We start from the raw sequence: 26,156 nt of genomic DNA, 5'->3' as shown, positions 1-26,156 counted from the left end.
GCTCCCTGCTCTCTGAACGAAAGGGATAATCGTGCAAAGGCAAGCAGAAGGCAGGGACACCAAGACACGAACCCTTTGGGCAGCCCCCTCACCTGGCGTCGATTTGAGACACTGCTCGAGGGCGGCTACGCTGCAAAAGGTTGATGCGCTGATCTCGGCGGATCGTGACGCCCTCTTCATCGTTGGCGCTTCCATGCTTCCATGTTTGAGCGGAATCGCAGCAAAGCGCTCGAGTTGCTTGCCCGGTTTAGGGAAGACACTGTAAGTTAATATTTGTCTGCCGATTTTTTGCTGTGAAAGTTAAGCTATAAGTTCAAGGAAATCTTCCCTAAAAACACAACAAGCCTGGCGCCGTTTCCGGCACCAGACTTGTTTAGAAGCTCCAGAGCGAACTAACTTAATTGGAGAGTAGTGATGCAAGTGTTGTCGCTGTCAAACGTGGAAAACTCCGACTCGGCCGTTTTCCCGTCGTGACCAACCGTGATACGGTACGTTTTGTCCCGCGGCAGCCACAAGTCGATAAATCCGTTGGCCTGAGACTTCATTTTTTGATCTAATATGGTGTTGCCCTCCAGATCGGCGATGGATACATCAAACTCTTTATCCGCCAGTTCCCCTTGGCAGCCCGTCAAGCTGTGGATATCGCATGGATGCGTTTGCTCGATATACGGCGCGATGGACACAAAAAACTCGTCTTTCGGCAGATCATAGGCCGTGGAGCCTTTCCCTTCATCGGTCACCACGAGCTGACGCGCCGTGATCGAAGCTGATTGGGCTTGCAGTTTGTCCGTGCTGTAATCGTGCACCAACTGCTTCACACTTTGCGGATCCAGCTTGACGGTTGCAACTTCTTTTTCAGCGCTTCCCGTAAAAATATAGTAGGTTCCTAACGCCGCCACCGCAATAACTCCGGCCGCCAGCAAGACATTTCTCCGTTTCATTCCTTGCACCCCTTCTATTTAATAAGTTATTTTATGCAGGTTGAAAGCTTCCTCATTCTGCCTAATTATACCATACATACGTATAGTATTGAGCAAAAATAGGACGTTCATCCCTGAACGTCCTATGAGTGGCCTGCCTAGTTTACATGCTCTATTTTTATGGAAGAGGTCTTGTCATTAAAATCGTCGCCGACATAGGAAGTGTCCGCAAGCAATACTTTGCTTGCTCCCTGGAAATCCTTATGTTCGTAGAGTGTAACCTTGTAGCCGCTCGGTACTTTCACCGAAGAAATCGAATCATTAGCAATTCCTTTGGCGATTAAATCAGCGTCATTATAACTGCCTGCTTCGAGGCTGACCGAGTTTCCTTTGTAGCCGGCATCGACATAAAAGGCCGGTATTCTTTCAACTTTGAGGGAAGATGTCTTATCGTTAAAGTCTCCGAGATGTGCGTTGTCCGATGTAATGACTACTTGCGCGCCGCCGAAATTCGCGTCTTCATAGAGTGTCACTTTGATGCCGGGAGTTACTTTCACCGAGGAGAGCTTATCATTGGGAATGCCGGCCGCTAGCATGTCATTGTAGTTGTAAGTGCCTACCCCCAGCGCCACGGCAAAACCGCCATAGTTGGCGTCTCCATAGAAGACGGCCCCCTCTGAAATCGCCACGTCTCCTCCATAAGTGATTTGCGGAAATTCCTGGCGCGCCGCCTGATATTGGCTTTCGTATTCGTTCGTCCAGCCGAACGCCCCGGACGCCAGCGATTTTAAATCGGCTTTTGCCGCGCCGCTCATAAAATGCACATACTCGCCCATGTTCAGATCTCTCGTGAAATAACCGGCAGAATTTCTCGGGAAATATTGAGCAAGTAGCTGGAAGAAGCGCGTTAGAACTTGATTTTTTCCATAGTTGTCATAAACCGGATAGTACCAATTTTTAAACCAGTAGGTTCCCGCCCGCGGGAAGCTTTCCGACTTGCTTATGAAGCTGTCATAAACTCGCTGCGCTTCGCTATCGTATCCTAAAGCCTTGTAAACGTCATATTGGTAAATTTCCGCCCATTTACTGTCGCCCCACAGCCGGAAAGCCGGGGAGCCCTTGGCCCCGTTTGCCGCAAATTCCACAATATGAGCGATTTCATGGACAAGGATATCCATATTCCATCCGCTTGGGCTGCTGAAGTCGGAGCCGCCGATATCAATCACGTTGCGGTTGTCATGGTCGGCATTATAATAATAGCCGGGATGACCACCGCTGTATTTTTTGTTGTGGACTACAACGTAAAGCCGGCCGTCGCCGCCCATGGAGCCGTAGGTTTGCTTCGTATATTTCCACACGTCGGCCGCCGTAGAGTAAATCCAGCTGGCTTGATTCGGGTTAATATCATTGTCAAAATACACGGCCACCTCATCATCATAATAGGCGAGTTTGAGCAGCTCCTTATGCTCGAACCAATGCTCTTGCCAGGTCGAAGGCGGAGCGCTTGCCGCGTTTGCCAAAGTTTGCGGAAGAAAACCGAAGATCATCGCCAACGCCATCAGTAAAGCAAACGATTTTTTCATCATTTATACCTCCTCAAAATGATTAAAATGATTAATGATAATTTCGCCGCACCACCACCCTTAAATTTTGATATTCTACTATAAAATTACAATATATGACATATTTAGAATAGTTAATTTTCGTAGAAAAATCAACAAGAAAATAGATATTATTATGTATGGAATGCCCCAGAATTGTATCTCGATTTCATATATTTCTGCACTGATGTTTGAACCCCTACGTTAATTTAAAATTATTAGTTTATAAATTTTAACTTATAGGTTCAAATTAACTTTGTGTGCATGTAACGCCCATGGAAGGATTGTTAAAATTTAGGCAGGTGATGACATGGGTTACGATTATTCGCAAATTGGCAAAAGAATCAAACGGGTCAGAGAGAATCGAGGGTTGACACAAGAAGTGTTGGCCGAGAAATTGGAAGTCTCCAACGCCTATATAAGCAAAATTGAACGTGGAAAAACAGCGATCAATCTGGACAGACTGTCCCAGCTTTGCGTTGTGCTCGAAGAATCGCCCGAATATATTTTGAGCGGCACCAACATTCAGGGAAAGGATTATCTCCGGCACGAGATTCTCGAACTGCTGGAGGATTGCTCTCCCGAAAAGATTAATTTGATTATGCAGGTGATCAAGCCGATCGTGGACTTTAAGGAAAACGCCACGTCCGACGGTTATGATACCTAGAAGCGCCGCTCCTCGTTCATAAACGGAAGAAACCCCAAAACCCGCAATTCCTGCGGTTTTTGAGGTTTCTTTTTTTCTGTTCACAGACCATTGACTATTGAACATCTTTCCCCGTAAAAAGCGATACTCTTGCTTTAACAAGCTCCGAATATTCCTTCTCCATTTTCTCGGCGCCAGCTTTGTTCAATTCATCGATGAAGGCGTCGTATACTTTGTCAAAGTCGGCCGGTTTGACCAAAATGGCTTCCGGAATCCGCTTGCGGACGATATCCTGCGTTTTTTGATAAATGATTTGATAGTTACCGTCTGTCGGTACCTGCATGTTGTACAAGGCCCCCCATTCTTTGACGGGAAAATCTTTTTCACTGGGGAACAGGTCTTTCCAGGTTGTTGCTTGGTAGGCGGCCAGAGTTTCCTTTTCGGCATCCGAATAGCTGGCGATAATTTGTTCCAGGAATCTGGTCGTGTAGTAGTTGCCTGTGGAATCTTTAACGCCGTCGCCGTAGCGGACTCCAAAAACGGAATAAAGTTCAATACCGGTTTGTTTCGAGAAATTAGCCGCATCGTTGACTTTTTTAAGGTAAACGTGATCGGCCCCGTACTATCCTCGTTAACCTCGTTTGCCGAATCGGCGGATTCGCTTCCCGGACTGCCGCAGCCCGCGATAAGCAGCATACTTGCCAGAAGCAGCATTCCAAGCTTTGGGACTTTGTTTCCTATCATGTCATAACCCCCTTTGTCTTTTTGCCAACCTGTGTTTATTCATCATTTTAATTTACGGATCGGTAAGCATACCTTGACTTTCAAGTCATGCTTGACTTTTCCGAGCTGGTCATTGTGCTGAACGGAAATGCTACGCACATCGTTAATGACGATGCGTCATTCATCAAGAAGGGGAATGTTTTTGTCATCAACGGCGAAACCCCGCATGCTTATAAAGACCCTCACGATCTTAAAATTTGCAACATCATGTTTAAACCCGAGCTGCTCCGCTCTGCTGGCCCTGATCTCAGGGCATCGAACGGCTTCCAGGCGCTGTTCATTTTGGAACCGTTTTATCGCAGCATTCACCCCTACAAAAGCAAGCTGAATATCCCGATCCCAAGCCTTGAATACGTCTCCTCCCTTATTGCGGCCATGATCGATGAATATCATAGCAAGCTCCCAGGCTATCAGACCATGCTGGCTTCGCGGTTTATGGAACTCGTCGTCTATTTGTCCAGGCTGTATGACACCCATGAAAAAGACATCGACAGCAGCCTGATGCATTTGGCGAATGCGATTTCTTATATCGAAGATCATTACCTCGAGCCGATTACCCTGGAAGAAATTGCGGTCACATCCGCTATTTCCGTTAGGCACTTGAACCGGATATTCAGAGCCTATTTCATCAAACGACCCCGATCGCTTATCTTCAGCGGCTTCGTTTGGAACGGGCATGCGCTCTATTGAAACAAACCAACCTCCCGGTTACGGAAATCTCCTACGAATGCGGGTTTAACGACAGCAATTATCTCGCCCGCCAGTTCAGAAAAACGTACGGCATGACGCCAAAAGCGTTCCGTAAAAATCACCCTAGCGGCTCATAATCAAACCAATCGAACAGCGCGGGGGCGGATTGCCCCATTTCGGAGGTTGCGTACATGGCAGTGAATATTCCCGTAAAACCTCCGGCCACTTCCGTGGATAAGAGATGAGTTTCTCCCCAGCCCATTTCGATGGGATCCGGTGATTGATGATGGCGATATGAAAAAACGAATTTTTCGGGCTGGGCCCCTACCTTCAGTTCAACATGTCCTATCGGGCATTCCCGCACTTCCTCCATCCGAAGCGAACCGACCGTACGCCGAAATACGATCACCTTGCGCCCTTGAACGGACCTTACGGCGAGATCGTAGTGATATTTTTCGTTCATATAAACGGTTAATCCGGCTTCCTCGCCATCGTTCAGGGGTTCGAATTCCAGCACTGCCGCAATATTGCAGGAGAAATGGCAAAGACGCCGGCCAACAAAAGCGGGAGCGGACGCGTCATTTAACGTGATCTTGTTCCCCCGCAACGCAAGAAATCCAGGGCGTTCCGATAGAGACCAGCTATCCGGCTCAGGATTTCGCAGAAATGTCCAATCAAAACCCAACTGGGATTGATCGAAGTCGTCTCGGATCGGCTTATCCGGCCAACGGACTTCAGGCAGCTCAGGACCGTTCATAACAGGGTCGATGCGGCCGCCATCTCCAATAATCGGCCAACCGTCCGCCGTCCAGGTCACGCGCGCCAGGAAAACCTCTCTGCCCAAATGGTGGCGCTTCGGATAGGAAACGGGCCTTATACCTAATAAAACCGCCCACCAGGAGCCGTCATGAATTTGGAGGATATCCGCATGGCCGGTCGCTTGAATGGTGCTGTCCAGGCTTCTGTGCGAAAGAATGGGATTATAAGGGCAAGCTTCATAAGGACCATACGGGTTCACGCTCCTGGCGATGGTTGTCATATGCCCGTACTCCGTTCCTCCTTCGGCGATCATTAAAAAATAATAACCGTTAATCTTGTACAGATGAGGAGCTTCGGGATGCGCACCGCCGGTTCCCCTCCAGATTAAACGGCTCTCCGCCAGCATTTCCCCTGTCTTGGGGTCGATTTCGCATTGATAAATACCGCTTCCCTGATCGCCGGTGCGGGTGGATTGAAAGTACACACAGCCGTCATCAGCGAACAAAAGAGACGGATCTATGCCGTCCTGTATAACCGGGATCGGATCTGACCAAGGACCTTCCGGTATCATGCTTTTTACATAGAAATTTCCGCCCCCCGCCCAGGTTAGTCGTTACCATATAGAACCAGCCCTTGTGGTAGCGAAGGGTCGGGGCATAGATGCCCCCTGATGTCCACGCGTTGGAGAGGGGCAGTTGTTCTTTTGTCGTGAGACAATGTCCGATCTGACGCCAATGAACAAGATCCTTACTATGAAAAATAGGAACTCCGGGAAAATACTCAAACGAACTGGTGACCAGATAGTAGTCTTCGCCAACCCGGCAGATACTGGGGTCGGGATAAAAGCCGGGGATTATGGGGTTGGTATACTGCATCAAAGCTGCACTCTATTCGTTCCGAAATTTTTTTCGATCCTCATCCATCATTGTAGTGCGCGAACAGAAGGCAAACCTTGATATTTAAGTCATGTATGTAGGAGGATATGGACATTAGTTGCGGTATTCATAATAATCGGGTATACTTTAACCATAATTTTACTGGTGTGAAGCACATGCCGCTGTAATACGAGCCTTTATCTGGCTGCCGTATTGGAGCGGCTTTTTGTTTGCCTTCACTTAAATTGTGATACAATATAAGAAATGGAGTTGAATGTCAAATTGACGACTGAACCTTGACTGAAAAAATTCGTTACAATCAATATTTTGAATTTCACGGCCATTGCCAACGACCGGTATCATAATGTCTATCATTTGCGGGAGGATCACACGGGACTTGAGCTATGCGAAGACATTGAAGTACATGTTATGGAATTATCCAAACTGGATGATCAGTCGATTTCGATGGAGGGCGGTTTGGTGAACTGGCTGCTTTTCCTAAAGAGTGCCGACAAATCGAACTGGGAGGTGCTGCAGATGAATGAGCCAAACTTGAAGAAAGCGATGGATACGCTGGAGTTTTTAAGTCTGGATCGGGAAGCCCGCCGCAAGTACGAGGAGCGCCAGAAATATCTGCATGACGAGGCGTCTATGATTGAGTGGGCAACGGATAGAGGTATGGCTAAAGGCATGGAGAAAGGTATAGCAAAGGGAGAACAAAAGAAAGCCATGGAAATTGCCAAGAACATGCTGGCTATGGGGATCGAGATTTCCGTCATCGTTAAAGCGAGCGGATTATCGGAGGACGAAGTAAATTCCTTGAAGTCCACTCACTAGTTTTTTTAAAATAATCGCCTTGCCGATCTGATTAACGGCAAGGCGATTATTTTTTACAGCAACATTAGAACCCCTCTTATGTCTTCTCCACCGTCCCGGCTCGCTCCCAATTCGGTTTGATCAACAGCTGGAACAGCTTCTTCCATAATATCTTGAGGATCATATATACCGGGACAATCAACAGCATGCCGATGATGCCGAATATTTTGCCGCTGCCAAGGATAAGTAGAATGGTCGTGACCGGATGAATATCCAGCGTTTTGCCAAACACGTAAGGCGAGATCAAGTTGTCTTGAATTTGCTGAGCCGCCAGGATGATCACCAGCGACCAGATCCCGATGTACGGCGATTCGATCAAACCGATCAGCACGATGGGAATGGCAGAGATGATAGCCCCGAAAATCGGGATGAAGTTCATAATGACCGCAATGACCGTCAGCAGCAGGGCGTAAGGAAGCCCCAAGATCCAGAATCCGATGAGCATCAAAATTCCCAGCGCCACGTTGACGATAACCCGGCCGACGATATAATTGTTTAATACATTATCGATCTCGCGGACCGTTCTCAGCGCTTCACCGCGATAGCGCCGCGGAAACAATTTCGCCAAAGTGATTCCGAAGCGTTGCCCATCTTTGAGCATGTAATACAGGATGATCGGAAACGTGAACAAGGCGATCGCGAAATTTGAGAGCAGCGAAACAAGACCGGAAATGGAATTGGCCAGCATGGTGACGCCTGTGCTCAGGTATTCGGTCAATTTGGAAAAATTAATCCCTTCCAGCGGCAAAAAGGATAACTGCTGATTCTCCGCCAGTTCACTCAGCTTGACATTCAGCATGTCGAGCAAGGTCGGAATATTTTGCAGCAGATTGATCATTTGGGCCTGCAAAGGCGGCCATACCCCTACGATAAACGCGACGGCAATGATCAGCATAACCAGATACAGCAGCAGGATAGCCAACGTCCGCTTGACTTTATGCCGCTCCAGAAAGTCCACTGCCGGCCGCAGCAAATAGTAAAAAAATCCGGCGAGCAGCAGCGGAATCAGAACCGCGCTTATCATGACTTGTATAGGGATATAAATAAAATCCAGCTTGGAGCCCAAATAAACAATGGCAATGATGATCAGCAGCAAGGTGCCGTAACGAATGGACTTATCTAACAGCTTTCCCAACCTCCTCTTGTTTACGGATGAAGAATTCCCCGTTCCAGAGCCGTGACTACCGCTTGCGACCGCGAGTCGACTCCCAATTTATTATAGATGTTCGTTAAATACGCCTTGACTGTCCGCTCGGAAATCCCCATATCAAAGGCGATCTCCTTGCTTTTGTACCCCCGGGCGACGAACTGCAGGACCTGGACTTCCTTCTCGGTAAGCGAAGAAGCCTGCTCCTTCCGCGGGGTGTCCTCCCGGTGCTCTTTCGCAGCCAACGCTTTGGCCAAAATATCGGCCTGCAGCAGCGTCTCTCCCCGCATCGCCGATTCGATCGTACGGAATAGATGATCCCGGCCCGTATCTTTGAGCAAATAGCCTTTCGCCCCCAAAGCAAGGCCGTTAGAGATAAGATCGTCTTCGTTATAAGTCGTCAAAATAATGACTGGAATGCGGCTGCCGCTGTTCTTCAACAGCTTCATGGCTTCCAGCCCGCTCATGACGGGCATATTCAGATCCATTAAAATCACATCCGGATTAAGCTCATGAGCAAGCTGAACGGCAATCTCCCCGTTCTCCGCTTCACCGATGACCTCGAATCGCTCATCGGTTTCCAGAATCAGCTTCAACCCTTCCCTCACGACGAAATGATCGTCGACAATCAGCACTTTATACCGGTTCATACTGTTTCTCCTTCAAGCAGTGAAGCCTCCATTTGAACTTTTGTGCCTTCCGCACCGCTAAAAATATTAAGCTCTCCCCCAATCAACCTGGCACGCTCTTGCATCCCCAGTATGCCATAGCGCCCTGGTTGCTTACCGAGCATATCCGTATTAAAACCTGTCCCGTTATCCCTGATTTCAATAAACACCCAGTTGTTCATATCGGACACCGTAACCCACACTTTATCGGCCTTTGCATGTTTGGTCACATTGGTCAGACACTCGCTAATAATTTGCAGAACATGCTCCGTCAACTTTCCGGACAGGCGCCGGGTAACTTTAATATCCAAAAATGTCTGAATCCCTGTAGCCTGGATAAAACGCCGGACCTCATCAGCCACCGCTTCTTTAAAATCGACGTCAGGGCCCGATTTGACCCGCAAGTCGTCGATCGCCCGGCGGGCATCGGCCAGCGTTCGCCGCGCCTGCTCCATCGCCTTCTTGACGATATCCCGCGACCGGTCCATATTTCCCTGCGTCATAAAAGCGTCGACGGCCTCCAACTGCATGATCAAGCCAGCCAGGCCCTGGGCAAGTGTATCATGGAGATCGCGAGCCATACGCTGCCGTTCATTGGCGAGGGTTAATTCTTCAACTTTCCGATGTGCGTTCTCCAGGTCGCGTAAAAAATTTTGCGTCCTAAGACGCGCGTGAACCTGCCTAAAAAAGAGCAGCGCGTACGCCATAACGATGATCATCATTAAAACGAACATTAGAGTCAGGCCAAAGATTTCATTCTTATTGCTTACATACAGAATGCAATAAAAATACAGCAGCATGCTGAACAGAGCTGTAAGGAGTATTTTTCGTTTTTGATTATACAAGCCTACGCTCTGGCCGACCAATACGGGAAACAAACCTATCAAGACGGGAAAACAGCCGTCCGGCATCAAGAAGGCGCACGCCGCAATCAACAAGCCCTGCACTAAAAAATACAGCCAAGGCTGTCTTTTGGCAAAGCGGTACGAATTCCAGTGCAGGCAGATATGGGCTGCCATGGCCCCGGTAAATAACAGACTGTTAATAATACGAGGCTCGGCTAAATTTTGCAATGTCAAAGTGCCGATAGATACCATCAACGCCCAAAGCAAAACCGGGAACCTGGATACGAACAATTCATTAATCGAGTCTGTTAGAGGCGACTCTATATCTTCCGAATTTTTTTTGCCGAACATCCGGCCCCCTCCTTTATCTCTATTATAAGGCTTAACCACTCCCTTTTAATCGTACTTTCGTACATGTACCTTTTTGTTCAAAAGAAAACCGGTCCAGTAGATTTTTAATCTTGACTCGATTACAATAAATTTAGCCATATATGATCAGGAATTTAACCAAATTTATCTTAGGAGAATCAACATATGATCAAATCGCAGCGAATTAATCAGATCAAAGAATATGTTTTTGAGCATGAATCGGTATCTTTGGAGGAGCTGGTTGAGCATTTTGGCGTTTCCAAGAACACGATTCGCAGGGATATCCAAACGCTTGTCGAATCAGGGATTCTGAAGAAGGTTTACGGTGGAGTATCCGTCAACCACTCTACACTCGTTGTCTTTAACGAGCGAAGGGATCAAAACTTAACCAAAAAGCAGGAGATTGGAAAGCTGGCCTCGCAATTTGTGGAGGATGGAGAGGTGATCTTTGTCGACTCAGGGACTACAACACTCGAGCTACTTCCTTACATTCAACACAAGCAGCTTACGATAATTTCCAACAATTTTGACTTCATTCACCAAGCCAAGGCGTTTCCTTCCTTGACCATCTTCTCTACAGGCGGCATGCTTGAACGCAAGACGAACTCTTTTGTCGGCTTTCAAAGCATTGATTTCCTGAAAAAGTATAATATTAACAAGGCTTTCCTTGCTTCCACCGGCATCACCCTCACCAACGGAGTGACAAATTCGTCGCCGCTGGAAACCGAGGTAAAAAGTACGATCGTGGAAAAAAGTTCAAAGGTTTACTTAATGATTGACGACAGCAAATTTGATAATTATGGGATCACCACGTACTGCTCTTTGAGCGACATTGATTACCTAATCACCAACAGCATACCAAATGAGAGCTATCAGCAATACGCTTTCGAACATGGCATCACTATTGTCACGCCGTAAAATCCTCGCTCCAAACGCAAACGGCACGATCCGGCCTTCTTAAATTGGCCAGATCGTGCCGCCTCAATAGGTTAACTATTGATAATATTTTGGTTATGTTTTATATTAAATGTATTCAAATTCACAGGAGGAAAACAACATGCCGTTATTACGATTTGACGTTATTGAAGGCCGCAGCCCGGAGGAATTGAAAAAACTGCTGAACGCAGCTCACGGTGCGATGGTCGAGGCCTTTCAAGTCCCTGTTACCGACCGGTATCAGATTGTGCATCAGCACCCTGCTCATGAGATGATGATTGAAGATACAGGTTTAGGCTTTAAACGTACCGATCAGGTTGTCGTCATCAGCATCGTAAGCAAAGAGCGGACACAGGAACAGAAAAAACGATTGTACAAGCTGCTGGTTGAACGTCTCAAGCAGGAATGCGGTATTGAGCCAACCGACGTGATCATCTCGCTTGTACAGAATGGACCGGCGGATTGGAGCTTCGGCATGGGGGAAGCCCAGTTTCTAACGGGAAAACTGTAAGTATAAGTTAAAAAGTTATAGTTCCATGGGAGTATACGTAAATAAAAACGGCACGCGTTGTCTAAGGGCGACGCGTGCCGTTTTCGTTTGCTAATATTTTATTGAATATTTAGTCACAAGGAAGAAACCTGTTCCCAGGCGGGAATTTCCGCCGGAAACTGCTTTTTGGGAAGAAAGTGCACACTGCGTATATAGCGGATCGTGCGGCTCTGCGCGCGCATGATGACGGAATGCGTCTCCGCATGATCGGAACCGATAAAGCGGACACCGTTCAGAAATTCTCCGGTAGTCACGCCGGTGGCGGCGAACAAAACATCACCGGAGCCGACCATATCCTGCATGTAAAGCACCCGGGTGGGATCGGCAATGCCCATTTGCAGGCAGCGCTGAACCTCCTGCGGGCTGCTCGGAAGCAGAATGCCCTGCATCTCGCCGCCGAGGCATTTCAAGGCAGCCGCGGCCAGCACGCCTTCCGGGGCGCCGCCGGAGCCAAGGTAAAGGTCTACGTCGTTGTCCGGCAGCGCGGCCGCAATGGCGCCGGCGACATCGCCATGAAGAAGCAGTTTGATTCGCACCCCGGCTTTTCGCAACGCGGAGATCAGGCCCGCATGGCGTTCCCGGTCAAGAACCATAACGGTCAGTTCGGAAAGCGATTTGCCCGTAATTTGGGAGGCTTTGTTTAAGGTGATGTCGACCGGATCCGTAATGCTCAATTGGCCGGCCAGTTCCGGGCCGCAGGCCAGCTTCTCCATGTAAATGTCAGGGGCGTGCAGCAGGCTGCCCTTGTCGGCGACGGCGATGACGGCTTGTGCGTTGCTAAGACCCGCGGCCACCACTTCTGTGCCTTCGAGCGGATCAACGGCAACGTCTGCGGACGGTCCCAGGCCATTGCCTACTTTTTCCCCAATATACAGCATCGGCGCTTCATCCATTTCCCCTTCGCCAATGACCACGGTTCCGTCGATCGAAACGGAATCGAACATGGAACGAATCGCGGCAGTGGCCGCCTCGTCGGCGGCGTTTTTATCGCCTCTGCCGACCCAGCGGGCGGCGGCCAAGGCGCCCAGTTCTGTCACCCTTACAATTTCCAATGTCAGTTCTCGTTCCATATAAAATCCCCCCAGTAGCGTTATAATCGGAAATTTTTAAATATATCCCATGATGATGCCGGCTGTCTCTTCGATCGCTTTATCGGTAATGTCGATAACCGGACATTTCAGCCGGGAATACAGCGCCAAGGCATAATCCGTTTCTTCCTGAATGCGGGCCAGACTGGTGTATTGCGTGTCCAGCGGCAGGCCCAGCATTTTCAGCCGCTCCGAGCGGATTTTGAGCATATGCTCCGGCTCCATCGTCAGGCCGATGAGGCGGCTCGAAGGCAGGCTTAGCAGATGCGGCGGCGGCCCTACCTCGGGAACAAGCGGATAGTTCACGACTTTTTTGCCCCGGTGAGCAAGGAAGATGCTTAAGGGCGTCTTGGAGGTGCGCGATATGCCCATCACCACAATATCTGCTTCGAACATGGCTTCGAGATTCCGCCCGCCGTCGCTGGCCACCGTAAAATCGATGGCTTCTACACGCCGGAAATAATTTTCATTAAGCTGATGCAGCAGGCCGGGGCGTGCTTGCGGCGCATCGTCGAACGTGTCGATGAACGCCTGCATCATAGGGCCCATAATATCGACAATGCGCAAGTCGAGCCTGACGGCTTCCTCGCGGATCGCTTCGCGGAGCTCCGGCTGCACAAGCGTGTAGGCCACAAAGCCTTGGTGACGTGCGGCTTCTTCCAGCAGCTTCCGCAGTTCATCTTCATGGCGAATGTTGCCGTAACGCTTGATTTTGACTCGTTGATTCTCAAATTGGTGGATGACCGCCTGCACAACCGCCTCGGCCGTATCTCCCAATGAATCCGAGCAGATCGTGATCAAATGTGATGTTTCCATGCTCTCTCGATTCCTCCTGTTTTCCTATCAATGGGTCTCTTTGTCAAGAAGCAGCTTTAAGATCGAAGTTTTCGTCAAACGGCCAACCACCGTAAGCCTTGCGCCGCTCTCTTCTTCGTTAGCCGGAACGACAACCGGCAGGCTGTCTACCTCGTGCAAAATCATTTTTTGCGCTGCGTCGAGCACCGTATCTTCAGGAAATACCGTAACCACTTTGGGTTGGCGTGTCATGACCATACTGACCGGCATGGACGTTGCGCCAGGGTTGCCGAGCGTAACCTTAAGGAAATCTTTGCGCGAAGCAACCCCGGCAAGCTTGCCGTCATCATCGCAAACGAATAGCGTGCCCACATCCTGCAGGAAAAGCGTAACGACGGCATCTTGTATGGTGGTGATTTCCCTGATAATGATCGGCATGCCCTGAATATCTTTGACTTTGCTATTTTGCAGCAGGTAACCGTTGCGCAGATCGGAAGAAGCCTTGCCTCCCGGGAAATAACCGACCTTGGGCTTGGCGTTGATATAATCGAGCATAACAAGCAGCGACAGGTCCGAGCGGATCGTCGGTTTGCTTAAATGCAAGCTTTCAGCAATCTGTTCTCCGCTAATCGGTGCGTTTTTTTGGACGATATCGATAATTTGCAGTTGACGAGCTGTCAGTTCGATCACGGTTTACCTCCACTTCATAGGTGAACTTGCACACTTATTCAAGCGCAAATTGGATATATAATCCGCATTTATGTTTGAATAATACACAATATTTCAGATGAAATCAATATATAGAACGTCCTATATTTTATTTTTTTTAAATAAAAAGACCTCCCGGCCGACTTGGCCAACAGGTCCCCATGGGTACAATTTATTGTTTATTCAAAATTTGTATAGCGCTTTCATATGCGCGCGGTGTTGCAAATACTCCCTTAATTGATTCCAGCCACCCCGGTGAATCGCCTTCTATTGTAGAACAACGAATTCCCACGGTTTCGCATAAAATCCTCCCGGCTGCGTAATCCCAGGGCGCCAGCTTGGAAACGTAAACCGACTGTTTTCCCAATAGCAGGTGAATAAATTCCGTACCCGCACAGCTCTGTATCCGGACCCCGCAGCTTCCCCAGGCCAGGGCTTTGACATTGGAAACATTGTCGGCAAACATTTGCCAGTTGATCGCCACTAGGCTGTCCTTTAATTCGTGATCCTGCCATGACGGCAGCGGATGACCGTTATAATATACGCCGATTTCCGGCCCGCCCCAAATGAGCCGGCTACGCATGACATCATAAATGAAACCGCATTTGCCCACTCCATTTTCCACAACAGCGATCATGACGGCAAAGTTCTCTTTTTGTTTGATGAAGTTCATCGTTCCGTCAATGGGGTCCAGTATCCATACACGGCCGCCCAGATCCTCCACCCGGTCCCCCGTGCCTTCTTCACCTAAGATGCGGTCGCCGGGGTAGAACTCCCTGATATTTCGAACCAGAAACTGTTCAATCCGCCGGTCCATATCGGTCACCAAATCAAGGGCCCCGGTCTTCTGGGATATTTCTCTTTCTTCCTGAAGCGAGTCGCGCAGCATTTGCGCCGCCTCCTCGAGCCAGCCCAACACCCGTTCAACATCCAGGCTGTTCATCTTTTGCTCCTCCTTACCTTTACAAAATCGCGCCCAAGGCCAACACGCAGAGCAGTCCCGTCACCGAAAGCACAGTTGTCAGCGTAGTCCACGTACCAAATGTCTCCTTCAGCGTCAATCCAAAATACTCCTTGATCATCCAGAAGCCGGCATCGTTCACATGGCAGGCTATTACGCTGCCCGCTCCCGTAACCAGCACCATCAGCGCCGGATTTACATCTCCGCCTGCGATCATCGGTGCCACCAGACCGGCTGTCGTCAGCGCGGCCACTGTGGCGGAGCCAAGGCACAACCGCAAAATGGCGGCGATCATCCAGGCGACAAGCAGCGGCGACAGATTCGTTGCCGAGAACAATTGGGAAACGTAATCGCCGATCCCGCCGTCGACCAGCACCTGCTTAAAGGCTCCGCCGCCGCCGATCACGAGCAGCATCATGGAAATTTGCGAGATAGCGCTTACCAAAGTGTTGCTGATTTGCTTCATCGCGATTCCTCTGGCTATACCCATAGTATACATGGCCACCAGCAAAGAGATAAGCATCGCGGTGCCGGGCGTTCCGATAAAATTCAGCACTTTGAGCACGCCCGAATTTTCGGGCATCACCATTTTGGCGGCCGCGGCAACGCCCATAAAAATCACGGGAAGCATGGAAGTCAGCACGCTGATGCCGAAACCAGGGGTTTCGCTCAGCACAAAGCTTTTTTGATCGCCGACGACAACGGAAGCGTTCGTTTCCCGCTCGTACACCCGGGGATACACTTTCATCAGCACTTTGTTGAACAAGGGTCCGGCCACAATTGTCGTCGGTATGGCGATGATCATGCCGTACAATAGAACCTGTCCCAAATCCGCTCCATAAGCTGCCGAGATGGCGGTCGGCGCCGGATGCGGCGGCAGAAAGCCGTGGGTTACGTTCAGCGCGGCGGCCATCGGAATACCAAGATACAGGAAGGGGATCTTCAATTCCTTCGCGATGACGAAAACAATTGGGATCAAGAGCACCAAACCCACTTCGAAGAACAAGGCAATTCCGACGATAAAAGAAGCCACCACGACCGCCAACTGAATCCGTTTACGGCCAAACTTGTCGATTAGCGTGATGGCGATTCGGTAACCGCCCCCAGCGTCGGATACCAGACGGCCGAGCATGGCGCCGAAACCGAACACCAGCGCCAAATGCCCCAATTGGCCGCCGATACCACTTTCAATGGTGGTAACAATGGTCGCCGGATCCATGCCGAGCAGCAGGGCTACGACAAAAGCGGTAATCGTAAGCGATACAAACGTATTTAGCTTTGCTTTCATAATCAGAACAAGCAGCAGTGCAACCCCAAAGCAAACAATCAATATCGGCATAAACTAACTTCCCCCGCTTCAATTATAAAGTAATCACCAGATGTTAATAGTAATCAAATTTATTGGCTTTGCGCGGCAATGAGCTGCTCGATTTCGGCCACCGTCGGCATCGCTTCCGAAGAACTGTGCTTGCTGACGACGATCGCAGCTGAAGCGCTGGCATATTTCAGGGCTTCATCAAGCTCTTTTCCTCTCATTAAGGCGTACAGGAAAGCAGCCGCATAGGAATCGCCGGCACCGAACGTTTTAAGTACTTTGGATTTAAAGGCATGCCCCCTATGCACCTTGCCATCCCGGGTATAAGCGTAAGAACCTTGCACGCCATGCTTGATGACCACGAGCTCCGGACGATAACGGAACAATCGCCCAACGGTCGCCTCATTATTTCCGCCTTCTTTTCCTTCAAGCACGTCAAACTCGTCCCGGGTTCCGATCACGACATCCGCCTGTTCGGCAATGGCCGAATAATAAATCGACGTTTCCTCCGGAGACTTCCAGGTGTAACCCCGATAATCCAATTCAAAGATGACTTTGGTATCGTTGTCCCGGGCATATGAAATCGCTTTAAAAACGGCTTCCCGTGAAGGGCTGGCGGCCAGCGCCGTACCGGAGATCAGCAAGGCCGAAGCGGCGGCAATATATTCTTCCTCAATCTCATCCGGCCGTAAAAACAGGTCGGCGACATTATCACGGTACATCAGGATGCTGCACTCCTCCGGACTTTTAATCTCCGTAAAAGCCAGGCCCGCCTTGCGCCCTTCCGTGTCATCAATCATATATGAGACATCGACGCCGCTCTTCTTCATGGAATGCCGAATAAAGCGGCCGTGTTGGTCGGCGGGAACTTTTCCGATAAATCCGACCTTCAAGCCGAGTTTGGCGGCACCGATCGCAATGTTGGCGGGCGATCCGCCCACATATTTAGAGAATGTCAACGTTTCTTCCATGGGCCGGTTGTACTCCACCGCGTTTAAATCAATACAAGCTCTCCCCAACGTGATAAGGTCAAATTTTCGTTGCTTTTCGTTTTGCAGCATGCCAATCTCTCCTAACATGATCAGTTTGCCTGTGTGCCTGGCCCCACGGCGCAAAGGCCGTAGGCCAGGCGCACAGGAATAAATAATTTGTTAATCCGCTAGCCCGATGTTTACCGCTACGCTTTTCCTACAGAACCAAACTCCCGGATTTTGCTTTTGACAATTTCCTTGATCGCCTCGGTTCCCGGGGACAAAATCGCGCGCGGATCGTACACACCGGCGTCGGCGTCAAGCGTCCGGCGGAGTGCCGACGCCCAGGCCTGGATACATTCCGTGTTGACATTGATTTTGGCATGGCCCAAAGAGATCGCCCGCCGAATCTGATGTTCGGGAATGCCCGAAGCGCCGTGCAGCACCAGCGGAATCCCGACAAGTCCGGAGATTTGCTCCATTTCCGCAAAGCCCAGTACCGGCTCTCCCCGGTAAGGACCATGGACGGAACCAAGCGCCGCAGCGAGCGCATCGATCCCCGTTTCCTTGACCAGCGCGGCGCATTCTCCAGGGTCCGCATACCGAATGCCGCCGATCAAACCGTCCTCCATACCGCCGACCGTGCCGACCTCCGCTTCAACCGAAACTCCGCGGGGGTGTGCGTAGTTCACGACCTCGGCGGTCATCGCTATATTCTGCCCGATCGGATCATGGGAACCGTCGATCATCACGGAGCTAAAGCCGGCGTCTACGGCCTTTTTACAATTCTCCGGTGTTTTCCCGTGATCCAGATGGAGCGCCACCGGAACGGTGACCTTCATCTCTTTGACAAGCTCCTCCACCATCACCGCGATCACATTATAGCCGCCCAAAAAGGGCACCAGCCGGTCCGAAGCCGCCAGAATGACGGGAGAACGCTCTTCTTCAGCGGCCAGCAAGATGGCCTGCGCCCATTGCAAGCCGTTCAAATTGAACTGTCCGACCGCATATTGCTCCGCTTTGGCCTTTTGCAGCATTTCTTTGAATGATACCAGCGTCAATAGTCCCTTACCTCCCAACTGTCCTGAACATGATGATTAATCAAAGGCCGGCGTTGCATAGCGAGCAGTCACGACCTTCTTATGCGTATAGAAGTCCACACTGTCTTTGCCGTTGGCGTGCAACGTACCGAAGAAGGAGGATTTCCAGCCCGAGAATGGGAAGAAGGCCATCGGCGCAGGCACACCCAGGTTTACGCCCAGCATCCCGGCATCGATGTTTTCCCGGAAATACCGGATGGCGGATGCATTGGAGGTAAAAATGCAGGCCCCATTGGCGAATTCCGACCGGTTGGCGATCTCCACCGCCTCCTTGAGGTTTTTCACGCGGATCACGGACAGCACCGGCGCAAAAATTTCCTCCTTCCAAATCGTCATATCCGTCGTTACATGTTCAAAAATCGTTGGCCCGACAAAATAACCTTGATCCGGCACGTTATCCCGTCCGTCACAGATGAGCGCCGCTCCCTCTTCCAGGCCCTTTTCGATATATCGAAGAGTCCGCTGTTTATTCTCTTCCCGGATGACCGGGCCAAGAAACACCCCGTCGTCCAAACCGTTGCCGATTTTAGCGCTCTGTGCCTTTTCCTTGAGGAGGGCAATGAATTCATCCGCGATCCCCTCTTCCACGGTAACCACAGCGCAGGCCATGCATCGTTCTCCGGCCGATCCGAAAGCGGCGCTAATCACATTGGTCACCGTGTCCTCCAGATTAGCGTCATTCAACACAATGGTATGGTTTTTGGCTCCGGTCAGCGCCTGCACCCGTTTCAGGTTTTGGCTGCCGCGCTTGAACACATATTCGCCGACCGGCTTCGAACCGACGAAGGAGACCGCCTTGACTTCCGGATGATCAAGAATACCGTTTACGACATCGTGAGCCCCGTATACAACGTTAAACACGCCTTTAGGCAATCCGGCTTCCTCGAACAGCTCCGCCAGCCGTCTGGTCAGCAGCGGTGTACGCTCTGACGGCTTCAGTATAAACGTGTTGCCGAGCGCGATCGCCATCGGAAACATCCAGCAGGGTACCATCATCGGAAAGTTGAAAGGTGCGATTCCTCCCACTACGCCAAGCGGATAGCGGTAATTAACAGCTTCTACATCCGTGGCGATGCTGGCCAGCGAATCCCCCATCATCAACGTCGGGGCACCGGCGGCAAATTCTACGTTTTCGATACCGCGCCCCACTTCGCCCAAAGCCTCGGTGAGGTTTTTGCCGTTTTCAATCGTGATCAGCTTAGCCAATTCCTCTTTGTGCCGGGTCAACAGTTGCTGATAGTTAAACAAAATCCGGGCCCGGCGGGGGACGGCCACTTTTTGCCAACTTTTAAAAGCCTCGGCCGCGACTTCAACCGCATGATCAATTTCTTCTTTCGTTGATAAAGGAACGCGAGCGATAACCTCGTTTGTCGCCGGGTTGTACACGTCTTCATAACGGTCGGTGGCACTCTCCACCCATTCACCATTAATGTAATTTTTTAAGATCTCCACTTCTGTTACTTGCGTCATCATAGTATCCTCCTTGTTTCAAAAATCCCAACCTTCAATCAAGTTTTTGATAACAGTTGATCAACTTATGGTCATATATTATTATTTAAACCGTTTTCAGTCAATGGTAAATACAAAAATTTTGCTATTAATTAAAAATAATTAACACTATCCATGCCTTTATTACTTTATATTTCAAATTACTGGGTATGTGTTGGTTATGTTTAATTCGAATAGCCTAATCGTAAATAAGAGGTTTTATAGTATGCAGCTAGTTGCGGTATTCATAATAATCGGGTATACTTTAACCATAATTTTACTGGTGTGAAGCACATGCCGCTGTAATACGAGCCTTTATCTGGCTGCCGTATTGGAGCGGCTTTTTGTTTGCCTAAATTGTGATACAATAAAAGAAATGGAGTTGAATGTCAAATTGACGACTGAACCTTGACTGAAAAAATTCGTTACAATCAATATCTTGAATTTCACGGCCATTACCAACGACCGGTATCATAATGTCTATCATTTGCGGGAGGATCACACGGGTCTTGAGCTATGCGAAGACATTGAAGTACATGTTATGGAATTATCCAAACTGGATGATCAGTCGATTTCGATGGAGGGCGGTTTGGTGAACTGGCTGCTTTTCCTAAAGAGTGCCGACAAATCGAACTGGGAGGTGCTGAAGTTGAATGAGCCAAACTTGAAGAAAGCGATGGATACGCTGGAGTTTTTGAGACTGGATCGGGAAGCCCGCCGCAAATACGAGGAGCGCCAGAAATACTTACATGACGAAGCGTCCATGATTGAGTGGGCAACGGATAGAGGTATGGCGAAGGGGGAACAAAAGAAAGCCATGGAAATTGCCAAGAACATGCTGGCCATGGGCATTGAGGTTTCCATCATCGTGAAAGCGAGCGGATTAACGAAGGATGAAGTCGAATCTTTAAAGTCCACTCAATAATTCGCAAAATCAACGTCTTGCCTTTTTGAATAAAGGCAAGACGTTGATTTTTTAAATATCCAAAAGTATGAACCTCGGAGCGTCGGCTTCTTGATATTAAAACTCGCTGCTAAACTAAGCCCATTCATTACGCGTGGCGATGGACGCATAATCTTTCAATAAATTTTCAGGAACGGTTTTAATCAATTCCTCCACCGTCCAAGGACCATCGTTTTTCTTGATCTCGCCAGCCGGTTCAGGATCCGAGTAAAAGAACTCTGCGAGTATCTCTAACACCCTCGTATGTCTGCCTACTCTTAAAAACGGATGTTCCCGAGATTTTATTCTCCGCAGCTACACCAAGGTACTTTTTAAGCTCTAAATATGTTGAGAAACGTTCAATATCACCAATAGCGCCGATAAATGTACAGGCCATAGATTCACTCATGATAGGGAAGGACATAAGTGACTAATGCTGTTACCGATCAGGAAACATTCCAATACATCTTAGCAGCAAGATATCATTTGCGCACGCTATCGTATACCGAATCGAGATATGCTATCGCAGCTTGCTCAGCTTCTACCTTGCGTATCAGTCCTTCGGTATCTTGACGCAATCTTCTATAGATCGCTATAGAGACCTTCAGTGCATGGTAACAGCTTGAGGCGTTGTGGAGCGGAAGCGTCTCTTTAAGCTCTTCCATTTCGTGAGCGGCATATTGCTCAAGCCTACGTACTCCAGACGGAATATGCCCGATACTCATAAGAATTAGGGGCCCAAGCACGACACTTCGTATATAAGAGAGCAAATCAATGAACTCGAATAATTCGCCTCTGCCTAACTTCGTTGCTCCATAATGCACCCATACCCAGAATCGATCCTCCATCCATTGAGTAGTAGGAGTAGGGTACGAAGGTGATGTCTCGTTGATGATTGAACGTAGCGAATTGTCGCGATCCCAAAGCACGAGCGGATTCTCGACTCGTACTGCCAGCTCCGAGGAGGAGATGAACTTTAAGTCGACATGGAGCGGCTGAGGCCCATACAGACAGATTACCAATCGAGGTTCACCGACATGCTCGCCGGTGAAGGCTGAAAGCAGGCTGCCAAACGAATTGGCGATTCGAATGCGTTGCTCCATTATCTCTTCCTTGAATGTAGTATCATATACAACGATCAAATCTAGATCGCTGTAAGCATCCACGGTCCCGCGAATGACGGAACCACCGACAAGTAGCCCCGTGAGGCGACTATCCTGACGGATTCTTTCCATAGCTTGATTAATGAATTGCTGGTGAATAGGTAACATATGGCTTACCACCTCTCGAAAATAGACCCATGCTAATGGGCATTACGCCAATATAACACCTTTAAAAATACGGTGTCAAAAATTTCTTAATAAAATCACCCTTCAATGCAACTCCTCTCATGAGAAAGTAACATTTAAGACGCATTATTGAGACTAATAGTTGAGTTAAACTGCCCGTTAGTTCAATAAAAAGAACGCTCCCGCACCTTCGCTTGGGCTACGTCCTCCTCATTATATTCCATTTCCAATCACCTATTAAAGAACGTACGTGGGTAGCATGTAGTGCTTAAACCGGGGACTTATCTTAACTTAAGCACTAAGAAAATACTTTATTTTTCAGACCAACACTTTATTTTCTTTGGACAGTTGGTTTCTAGGGGTACAAACATTTTACCGAGTTGACGACTCTTTTGCTACCATTTAGTGGTTAATCAACAGGCCTGTATTCATAAATAAAATTTGTATTTTCAAATTTGCCCGTAGGTAGATTATATACAGTTACTTCTTCATCCAGACGGACAAATCCATTATGGTCATAAAATCCATAGTTACACATTGTGTCTGTATACACATAAATTTTATTTGCTTTTGTATCTCTTAAGTAAGAGATAAGCTCATTAAATAATTTTTTCCCTATCTTTTTTCCTCTAGCTTCTTCAGAAACAGCAAAGAATTCTAAGCAGCCCTGAAACTCATGTTCTTTTCCTCTAATTAACTTGCTGTATGCCTCATTAGTCATGGACGTGAGTTCAACAAATAGTTTTCGTTCCATGTCATTTAGATTTAAGAGTTGTAGTAATTCACTTGTATAATCCTCTTGCAATAATCTATAGGATGCTGTTTCACCTACTCTTGAACCAAAAATGACACCAATAACTTCCCCATCTAATGTAGCCACTCTTCCAAAAGTGCTTTTGTTCAATACGAGGCCAACGAACATCATTGTAACGGCTGCATTTATGACGTCTTCATCCTCGATAAACCTCTTCGCGTTCCACGTATTGGAAATGATCGATTTAATAGGTTCGATATCCTCGCTTCTAACGTCCCTGATATCCAAGTTCATTTTGACTTCCTCCTTTTAATTGATTAGCTTACAAAATTGAGTTTAATGTCTCCCCTTTAGGGGAGAGTCAAGTATTTGGGTCTAATCGCTTCCCATTCTCTAGAAGATCGTCGCCTTGTGCCCATAATCACCTTCACAATTGTTTAGTTCATGTTTACATATTATTTAATGTTATTCCGCTAGAAAATTCATTTTTTTAGCTAAAAAAGCTATAAACAACGCTTTTTTCTTGTTCTAGGACAGCATATAACAACATATTCATGGTTTCAGGAGGAGGAGAACAACACTATAAATTAGGTTTGTTAAGTTTATCTAACTAAACTATCTTCAAAATGAAAGGCGACGAGAGGTGAACATGGTTGCATATCAGAATGAAAGACATTCATAAATCATTCGGAGCGAGTCGCGTACTGGCTGGCGTGGATTTTGAGTTGCTCGAAGGTGAAGTTCATGCGTTGATGGGGGAAAACGGGGCGGGCAAATCCACGCTGATGAACATCTTAACCGGCATCCACACGCGGGACGATGGGATTATCCTCATTGACGGAAAAGAAGCCTCCTTCACCCATCCGCGTGAAGCGGAGGATAACGGAATCGTGTTTATTCACCAGGAACTGAATATCTGGCCGGAAATGACCGTGCTGGAAAACCTGTTTGTCGGCAAGGAGGAAACTAACGGTTGGGGGTTTTTAAATCAAAAGAAAATGAAAGCGCTAGCAGAAGAGCAAATGAGCAAACTCTCCCTCTCACTCCCTCTGGATCAGGCTGCCGGGAATTGTTCGGTTGGACAGCAGCAAATGATCGAAATTTGCAAAGCGCTGATGACGAAAGCCCAAGTGATGATTATGGACGAACCGACGGCCGCGCTCACGGAAAAAGAAACCCGGAAATTATTCGAGATCATCGGAGCGCTCAAAAGAGAAGGCGTGTCTATCGTATACATTTCGCACCGGATGGAGGAAATTTTTGAAATTGGCGACCGGGTTACGGTAATGCGTGACGGCATCACCGTCGACACGAAGCCGGTTTCCGAAACCGGCTTTGAAGAAGTCGTGCGAAAAATGGTTGGACGCGAATTGACCGATCGTTTCCCCAAACGCCGCGCTGCGCCTGGTCCGGTCGTCCTGGAAGTCAAAAACGCCTCCAGGAACGGGGTTTTTCATGGAGTCCATTTTGCAGTGCGATCCGGTGAAATCCTCGGCATCTCGGGTTTGTTGGGCGCCGGGCGAACGGAAATCATGCGGGCTCTATACGGTCTTGACAGGCTCGACACCGGCGAAATCCTTCTGAATCATCAGGCTGTACATATTAAAAATCCGCCTGACGCGGTCAAACTGGGCATCGGATTTATTACCGAAAACCGTAAAGATGAAGGCCTTGTTCTGGATTTTTCCGTAAGGGAAAACATGGTTCTTCCCAGCCTGTTCAGCCTTAACCGCAAAGGATTGATCGACAAGAGCAAAGAGAGGTCTTTTGTCGAGCTGCTAACAGCCCGGCTGCATATCAAAACGGAATCGCTCGAAACCCCGGTAAGAAATCTTTCCGGAGGAAACCAGCAGAAAGTAGTTATTGCCAAATGGATCGGCATCGGCCCTGGGGTGCTGATCCTCGACGAGCCGACAAGAGGCGTGGACGTCGGGGCCAAACGCGAGATTTACCAGCTTATGAACGAGCTGACGGAGAGAGGCGTAGCCATTATTATGGTCTCTTCGGAACTCCCGGAAATCCTCGGGATGAGCGACAGAATCCTCGTGATCCATGAAGGGCGAATCGCCGGAGAATTGGCAGGTTCGGAGGCCACGCAGGAGAAAATTATGACTTTCGCCGCAGGGGGGAATGGAATATGAAGAAGCTTGGTCCGATGCTGGGGCTGATCATTCTCGTTATCGTTGTTACCGTCTTGAACCCGGCTTTTTTAGAACCGCTTAACATTTTAAATTTGCTGCGCCAGGTGGCCATCAATGCCTTGATCGCTTTCGGTATGACCTTCGTCATCCTGACGGGCGGCATCGATCTTTCGGTCGGCTCGACGCTGGCGCTTTCCAGCGCGATCATGGCCGGTATGATCGTCGGCGGCGTAAATCCCCTAATCGCCATCGGAACCTCCTGTTTGCTCGGAGCCGGGCTCGGAGCTGTGAACGGCGTGTTCATTACGAAAGGCAAAATGGCGCCGTTTATCGTCACCTTGGCCACCATGACGATTTACCGCGGGCTTACCATGGTCTTTACGGAAGGAAATCCGATCACGGGCCTCGGCGACAGTTTGACGTTCCAAATGTTCGGGCGCGGCTATTTTCTGGGGATCCCCGTTCCGGCCATCACTATGGCGATCATGTTCGCTTTGCTCTGGGTGCTGCTGAACAAAACGTCGTTCGGACGCAAAACCTATGCCATCGGCGGAAACGAAAAAGCGTCCATTATCTCCGGCATTAAGGTCCAGCGCATCAAAATCATGGTCTACTCGTTAACGGGCTTTTTGGCGGCGTTATCCGGAGCCATCCTTGCCTCCAGGCTCGATTCGGCCCAGCCGACCGCCGGCAGCTCCTACGAGCTTGATGCCATCGCCGCGGTTGTTCTCGGAGGCACCAGTTTGTCCGGCGGACGCGGCCGCATTGTCGGAACCCTGGTTGGCGCCCTGATTATCGGCACCCTGAATAACGGGTTAAATTTGCTTGGCGTCTCCTCGTTTTATCAAGCGGTCGTCAAAGGCATCGTCATTCTGGTCGCGGTTCTGATGGACCGAAAGAAAGCAATATAGGGGGATGCGAAATTGAGAAAAATTCCT

Annotated in this window: 21 protein-coding genes and 6 pseudogenes; 8 read left to right on the top strand and 19 right to left on the bottom strand. The window is 49.0% G+C overall.

All coding sequences use genetic code 11. The features are described 5' to 3' along the window. Window positions 1–392: 392 nt before the first annotated feature. Window positions 393–941, bottom strand: coding sequence for a CueP family metal-binding protein (locus ACLD72_RS31000; protein ID WP_411003399.1), 549 nt, complete (start codon window positions 939–941; stop codon window positions 393–395). A 137-nt stretch (window positions 942–1,078) separates the two neighbouring features. Then, the gene (locus tag ACLD72_RS30995) at window positions 1,079–2,503 is read right to left on the bottom strand and encodes a beta/gamma crystallin-related protein (RefSeq protein ID WP_458476499.1); all 1,425 of its coding nucleotides are present in this window, start codon (window positions 2,501–2,503) and stop codon (window positions 1,079–1,081) included. Window positions 2,504–2,831: 328 nt separating this feature from the next. Here ACLD72_RS30995 and ACLD72_RS30990 point away from each other — a divergent pair, with 328 nt between their 5' ends. Continuing rightward, complete coding sequence (locus ACLD72_RS30990; RefSeq protein ID WP_285890447.1) at window positions 2,832–3,188, top strand: helix-turn-helix domain-containing protein; 357 nt, start codon at window positions 2,832–2,834, stop codon at window positions 3,186–3,188. A 94-nt stretch (window positions 3,189–3,282) separates the two neighbouring features. On the opposite strand, the pseudogene ACLD72_RS30985 reads toward ACLD72_RS30990, so the two are convergent. After that, window positions 3,283–3,765, bottom strand: a pseudogene (locus ACLD72_RS30985) (ABC transporter substrate-binding protein); the annotation flags it as partial. A 236-nt stretch (window positions 3,766–4,001) separates the two neighbouring features. On the opposite strand from ACLD72_RS30985, the pseudogene ACLD72_RS30980 reads away from it, so the two are divergent. Continuing rightward, window positions 4,002–4,777 (top strand): annotated as a pseudogene (locus ACLD72_RS30980) (helix-turn-helix domain-containing protein); the annotation flags it as partial. Here the strand turns inward: ACLD72_RS30980 and ACLD72_RS30975 are convergent. Next, window positions 4,759–6,274, bottom strand: a pseudogene (locus ACLD72_RS30975) (glycoside hydrolase family 43 protein). The pseudogenes ACLD72_RS30980 and ACLD72_RS30975 sit on opposite strands and share 19 nt — an antisense overlap. 300 nt (window positions 6,275–6,574) lie before the next feature. On the opposite strand from ACLD72_RS30975, the pseudogene ACLD72_RS30970 reads away from it, so the two are divergent. Then, window positions 6,575–7,111: pseudogene (locus ACLD72_RS30970) on the top strand (Rpn family recombination-promoting nuclease/putative transposase); the annotation flags it as partial. Between the two features lie 76 nt (window positions 7,112–7,187). Here the strand turns inward: ACLD72_RS30970 and ACLD72_RS30965 are convergent. From ACLD72_RS30965 to ACLD72_RS30955, 3 genes are read right to left on the bottom strand one after another with little or no spacing between them, the layout of a single operon-like run. Further along, the gene (locus ACLD72_RS30965) at window positions 7,188–8,285 is read right to left on the bottom strand and encodes an AI-2E family transporter (protein WP_251595637.1); all 1,098 of its coding nucleotides are present in this window, start codon (window positions 8,283–8,285) and stop codon (window positions 7,188–7,190) included. 11 nt (window positions 8,286–8,296) lie between these two features. Beyond that, entirely contained in the window at window positions 8,297–8,947 is a 651-nt protein-coding gene (locus ACLD72_RS30960) for a response regulator (RefSeq protein WP_411003397.1), read from the bottom strand. Next, window positions 8,944–10,161 carry a sensor histidine kinase gene (locus ACLD72_RS30955; protein ID WP_411003396.1) on the bottom strand — a complete coding sequence of 406 codons (1,218 nt, stop codon included), beginning with the start codon at window positions 10,159–10,161 and terminating at the stop codon, window positions 8,944–8,946. The genes ACLD72_RS30960 and ACLD72_RS30955 overlap by 4 nt, the downstream gene beginning before the upstream one ends. A 183-nt stretch (window positions 10,162–10,344) precedes the next feature. Between ACLD72_RS30955 and ACLD72_RS30950 the strand changes: the two genes are divergently transcribed. Together ACLD72_RS30950 and ACLD72_RS30945 are read left to right on the top strand one after the other, a co-directional pair. Continuing rightward, the gene (locus ACLD72_RS30950) at window positions 10,345–11,097 is read left to right on the top strand and encodes a DeoR/GlpR family DNA-binding transcription regulator (protein WP_251595644.1); all 753 of its coding nucleotides are present in this window, start codon (window positions 10,345–10,347) and stop codon (window positions 11,095–11,097) included. Window positions 11,098–11,236: 139 nt separating this feature from the next. After that, window positions 11,237–11,626 carry a tautomerase family protein gene (locus tag ACLD72_RS30945; RefSeq protein WP_411003395.1) on the top strand — a complete coding sequence of 130 codons (390 nt, stop codon included), beginning with the start codon at window positions 11,237–11,239 and terminating at the stop codon, window positions 11,624–11,626. A gap of 113 nt (window positions 11,627–11,739) precedes the next feature. On the opposite strand, the gene glpX is transcribed toward ACLD72_RS30945, so the two are convergent. From glpX to iolA, 8 genes are all read right to left on the bottom strand, one after another. Beyond that, entirely contained in the window at window positions 11,740–12,735 is a 996-nt protein-coding gene (glpX, locus tag ACLD72_RS30940; RefSeq protein ID WP_411003394.1) for a class II fructose-bisphosphatase, read from the bottom strand. A 36-nt stretch (window positions 12,736–12,771) separates the two neighbouring features. Then, on the bottom strand, window positions 12,772–13,569 hold the full coding sequence (locus tag ACLD72_RS30935) for a pyruvate, water dikinase regulatory protein (RefSeq protein WP_251595650.1): 798 nt from the start codon (window positions 13,567–13,569) through the stop codon (window positions 12,772–12,774). A gap of 27 nt (window positions 13,570–13,596) precedes the next feature. Then, window positions 13,597–14,238, bottom strand: coding sequence for a helix-turn-helix transcriptional regulator (locus ACLD72_RS30930; RefSeq protein WP_251595651.1), 642 nt, complete (start codon window positions 14,236–14,238; stop codon window positions 13,597–13,599). Window positions 14,239–14,428: 190 nt separating this feature from the next. Next, a complete protein-coding gene (locus ACLD72_RS30925; protein WP_411003393.1) occupies window positions 14,429–15,199 on the bottom strand; it encodes an inositol monophosphatase family protein in 771 nt (256 codons plus the stop codon). 19 nt (window positions 15,200–15,218) lie between these two features. Beyond that, a complete protein-coding gene (locus ACLD72_RS30920; protein ID WP_411003392.1) occupies window positions 15,219–16,556 on the bottom strand; it encodes a gluconate:H+ symporter in 1,338 nt (445 codons plus the stop codon). A gap of 59 nt (window positions 16,557–16,615) precedes the next feature. After that, window positions 16,616–17,593, bottom strand: a complete 978-nt coding sequence (gene iolC, locus ACLD72_RS30915; protein ID WP_411003391.1) for a 5-dehydro-2-deoxygluconokinase — start codon at window positions 17,591–17,593, stop codon at window positions 16,616–16,618. A 116-nt stretch (window positions 17,594–17,709) separates the two neighbouring features. Continuing rightward, entirely contained in the window at window positions 17,710–18,564 is an 855-nt protein-coding gene (gene fba, locus ACLD72_RS30910) for a class II fructose-1,6-bisphosphate aldolase (RefSeq protein ID WP_411003390.1), read from the bottom strand. A gap of 36 nt (window positions 18,565–18,600) precedes the next feature. Then, window positions 18,601–20,073, bottom strand: a complete 1,473-nt coding sequence (iolA, locus tag ACLD72_RS30905; protein ID WP_411003403.1) for a methylmalonate-semialdehyde dehydrogenase — start codon at window positions 20,071–20,073, stop codon at window positions 18,601–18,603. Window positions 20,074–20,503: 430 nt separating this feature from the next. Between iolA and ACLD72_RS30900 the strand changes: the two are divergent. Continuing rightward, window positions 20,504–21,016, top strand: a pseudogene (locus ACLD72_RS30900) (Rpn family recombination-promoting nuclease/putative transposase); the annotation flags it as partial. A 114-nt stretch (window positions 21,017–21,130) separates the two neighbouring features. Here ACLD72_RS30900 and ACLD72_RS30895 read toward each other — a convergent pair. The 4 genes and pseudogenes from ACLD72_RS30895 to ACLD72_RS30880 form a co-directional block, all read right to left on the bottom strand. Then, the gene (locus tag ACLD72_RS30895) at window positions 21,131–21,292 is read right to left on the bottom strand and encodes a hypothetical protein (RefSeq protein WP_411003404.1); all 162 of its coding nucleotides are present in this window, start codon (window positions 21,290–21,292) and stop codon (window positions 21,131–21,133) included. Continuing rightward, window positions 21,267–21,461 (bottom strand): annotated as a pseudogene (locus ACLD72_RS30890) (transposase); the annotation flags it as partial. The pseudogene ACLD72_RS30890 and the gene ACLD72_RS30895, both read right to left, overlap by 26 nt. 55 nt (window positions 21,462–21,516) lie before the next feature. Beyond that, the gene (locus ACLD72_RS30885; protein ID WP_411003388.1) at window positions 21,517–22,305 is read right to left on the bottom strand and encodes a nucleotidyltransferase domain-containing protein; all 789 of its coding nucleotides are present in this window, start codon (window positions 22,303–22,305) and stop codon (window positions 21,517–21,519) included. A gap of 427 nt (window positions 22,306–22,732) precedes the next feature. After that, complete coding sequence (locus ACLD72_RS30880; RefSeq protein WP_411003387.1) at window positions 22,733–23,371, bottom strand: GNAT family N-acetyltransferase; 639 nt, start codon at window positions 23,369–23,371, stop codon at window positions 22,733–22,735. Window positions 23,372–23,730: 359 nt separating this feature from the next. Here ACLD72_RS30880 and ACLD72_RS30875 point away from each other — a divergent pair, with 359 nt between their 5' ends. Both ACLD72_RS30875 and ACLD72_RS30870 read left to right on the top strand, forming a co-directional pair. Further along, a complete protein-coding gene (locus ACLD72_RS30875; RefSeq protein WP_411003386.1) occupies window positions 23,731–25,218 on the top strand; it encodes a sugar ABC transporter ATP-binding protein in 1,488 nt (495 codons plus the stop codon). Next, window positions 25,215–26,129, top strand: a complete 915-nt coding sequence (locus ACLD72_RS30870; RefSeq protein WP_411003385.1) for an ABC transporter permease subunit — start codon at window positions 25,215–25,217, stop codon at window positions 26,127–26,129. Before ACLD72_RS30875 ends, ACLD72_RS30870 begins: the two co-directional genes overlap by 4 nt. Window positions 26,130–26,156: the final 27 nt, after the last annotated feature.

The sequence above is a fragment of the Paenibacillus lacisediminis genome, assembly GCF_046567315.2.
The sequence above is the reverse complement of the archived record's forward strand: the minus strand, read 5'-3'. Positions and strand labels throughout refer to the sequence as shown.

Excerpts from the sequence above, each read along its gene's own strand:
- iolA (WP_411003403.1), bottom strand. The coding sequence starts at position 20,073 with ATGACGCAAGTAACAGAAGTGGAGATCTTAAAAAATTACATTAATGGT.
- ACLD72_RS30995 (WP_458476499.1), bottom strand. The coding sequence starts at position 2,503 with ATGAAAAAATCGTTTGCTTTACTGATGGCGTTGGCGATGATCTTCGGT.
- glpX (WP_411003394.1), bottom strand. The coding sequence starts at position 12,735 with ATGGAACGAGAACTGACATTGGAAATTGTAAGGGTGACAGAACTGGGC.
- ACLD72_RS30925 (WP_411003393.1), bottom strand. The coding sequence starts at position 15,199 with ATGAACAGCCTGGATGTTGAACGGGTGTTGGGCTGGCTCGAGGAGGCG.
- ACLD72_RS30945 (WP_411003395.1), top strand. The coding sequence starts at position 11,237 with ATGCCGTTATTACGATTTGACGTTATTGAAGGCCGCAGCCCGGAGGAA.
- ACLD72_RS30885 (WP_411003388.1), bottom strand. The coding sequence starts at position 22,305 with ATGTTACCTATTCACCAGCAATTCATTAATCAAGCTATGGAAAGAATC.
- ACLD72_RS30990 (WP_285890447.1), top strand. The coding sequence starts at position 2,832 with ATGGGTTACGATTATTCGCAAATTGGCAAAAGAATCAAACGGGTCAGA.
- iolC (WP_411003391.1), bottom strand. The coding sequence starts at position 17,593 with ATGCTGCAAAACGAAAAGCAACGAAAATTTGACCTTATCACGTTGGGG.
- ACLD72_RS30870 (WP_411003385.1), top strand. The coding sequence starts at position 25,215 with ATGAAGAAGCTTGGTCCGATGCTGGGGCTGATCATTCTCGTTATCGTT.
- ACLD72_RS30880 (WP_411003387.1), bottom strand. The coding sequence starts at position 23,371 with ATGAACTTGGATATCAGGGACGTTAGAAGCGAGGATATCGAACCTATT.
- ACLD72_RS31000 (WP_411003399.1), bottom strand. The coding sequence starts at position 941 with ATGAAACGGAGAAATGTCTTGCTGGCGGCCGGAGTTATTGCGGTGGCG.
- ACLD72_RS30960 (WP_411003397.1), bottom strand. The coding sequence starts at position 8,947 with ATGAACCGGTATAAAGTGCTGATTGTCGACGATCATTTCGTCGTGAGG.
- ACLD72_RS30920 (WP_411003392.1), bottom strand. The coding sequence starts at position 16,556 with ATGCCGATATTGATTGTTTGCTTTGGGGTTGCACTGCTGCTTGTTCTG.
- ACLD72_RS30955 (WP_411003396.1), bottom strand. The coding sequence starts at position 10,161 with ATGTTCGGCAAAAAAAATTCGGAAGATATAGAGTCGCCTCTAACAGAC.
- ACLD72_RS30950 (WP_251595644.1), top strand. The coding sequence starts at position 10,345 with ATGATCAAATCGCAGCGAATTAATCAGATCAAAGAATATGTTTTTGAG.
- ACLD72_RS30935 (WP_251595650.1), bottom strand. The coding sequence starts at position 13,569 with ATGGAAACATCACATTTGATCACGATCTGCTCGGATTCATTGGGAGAT.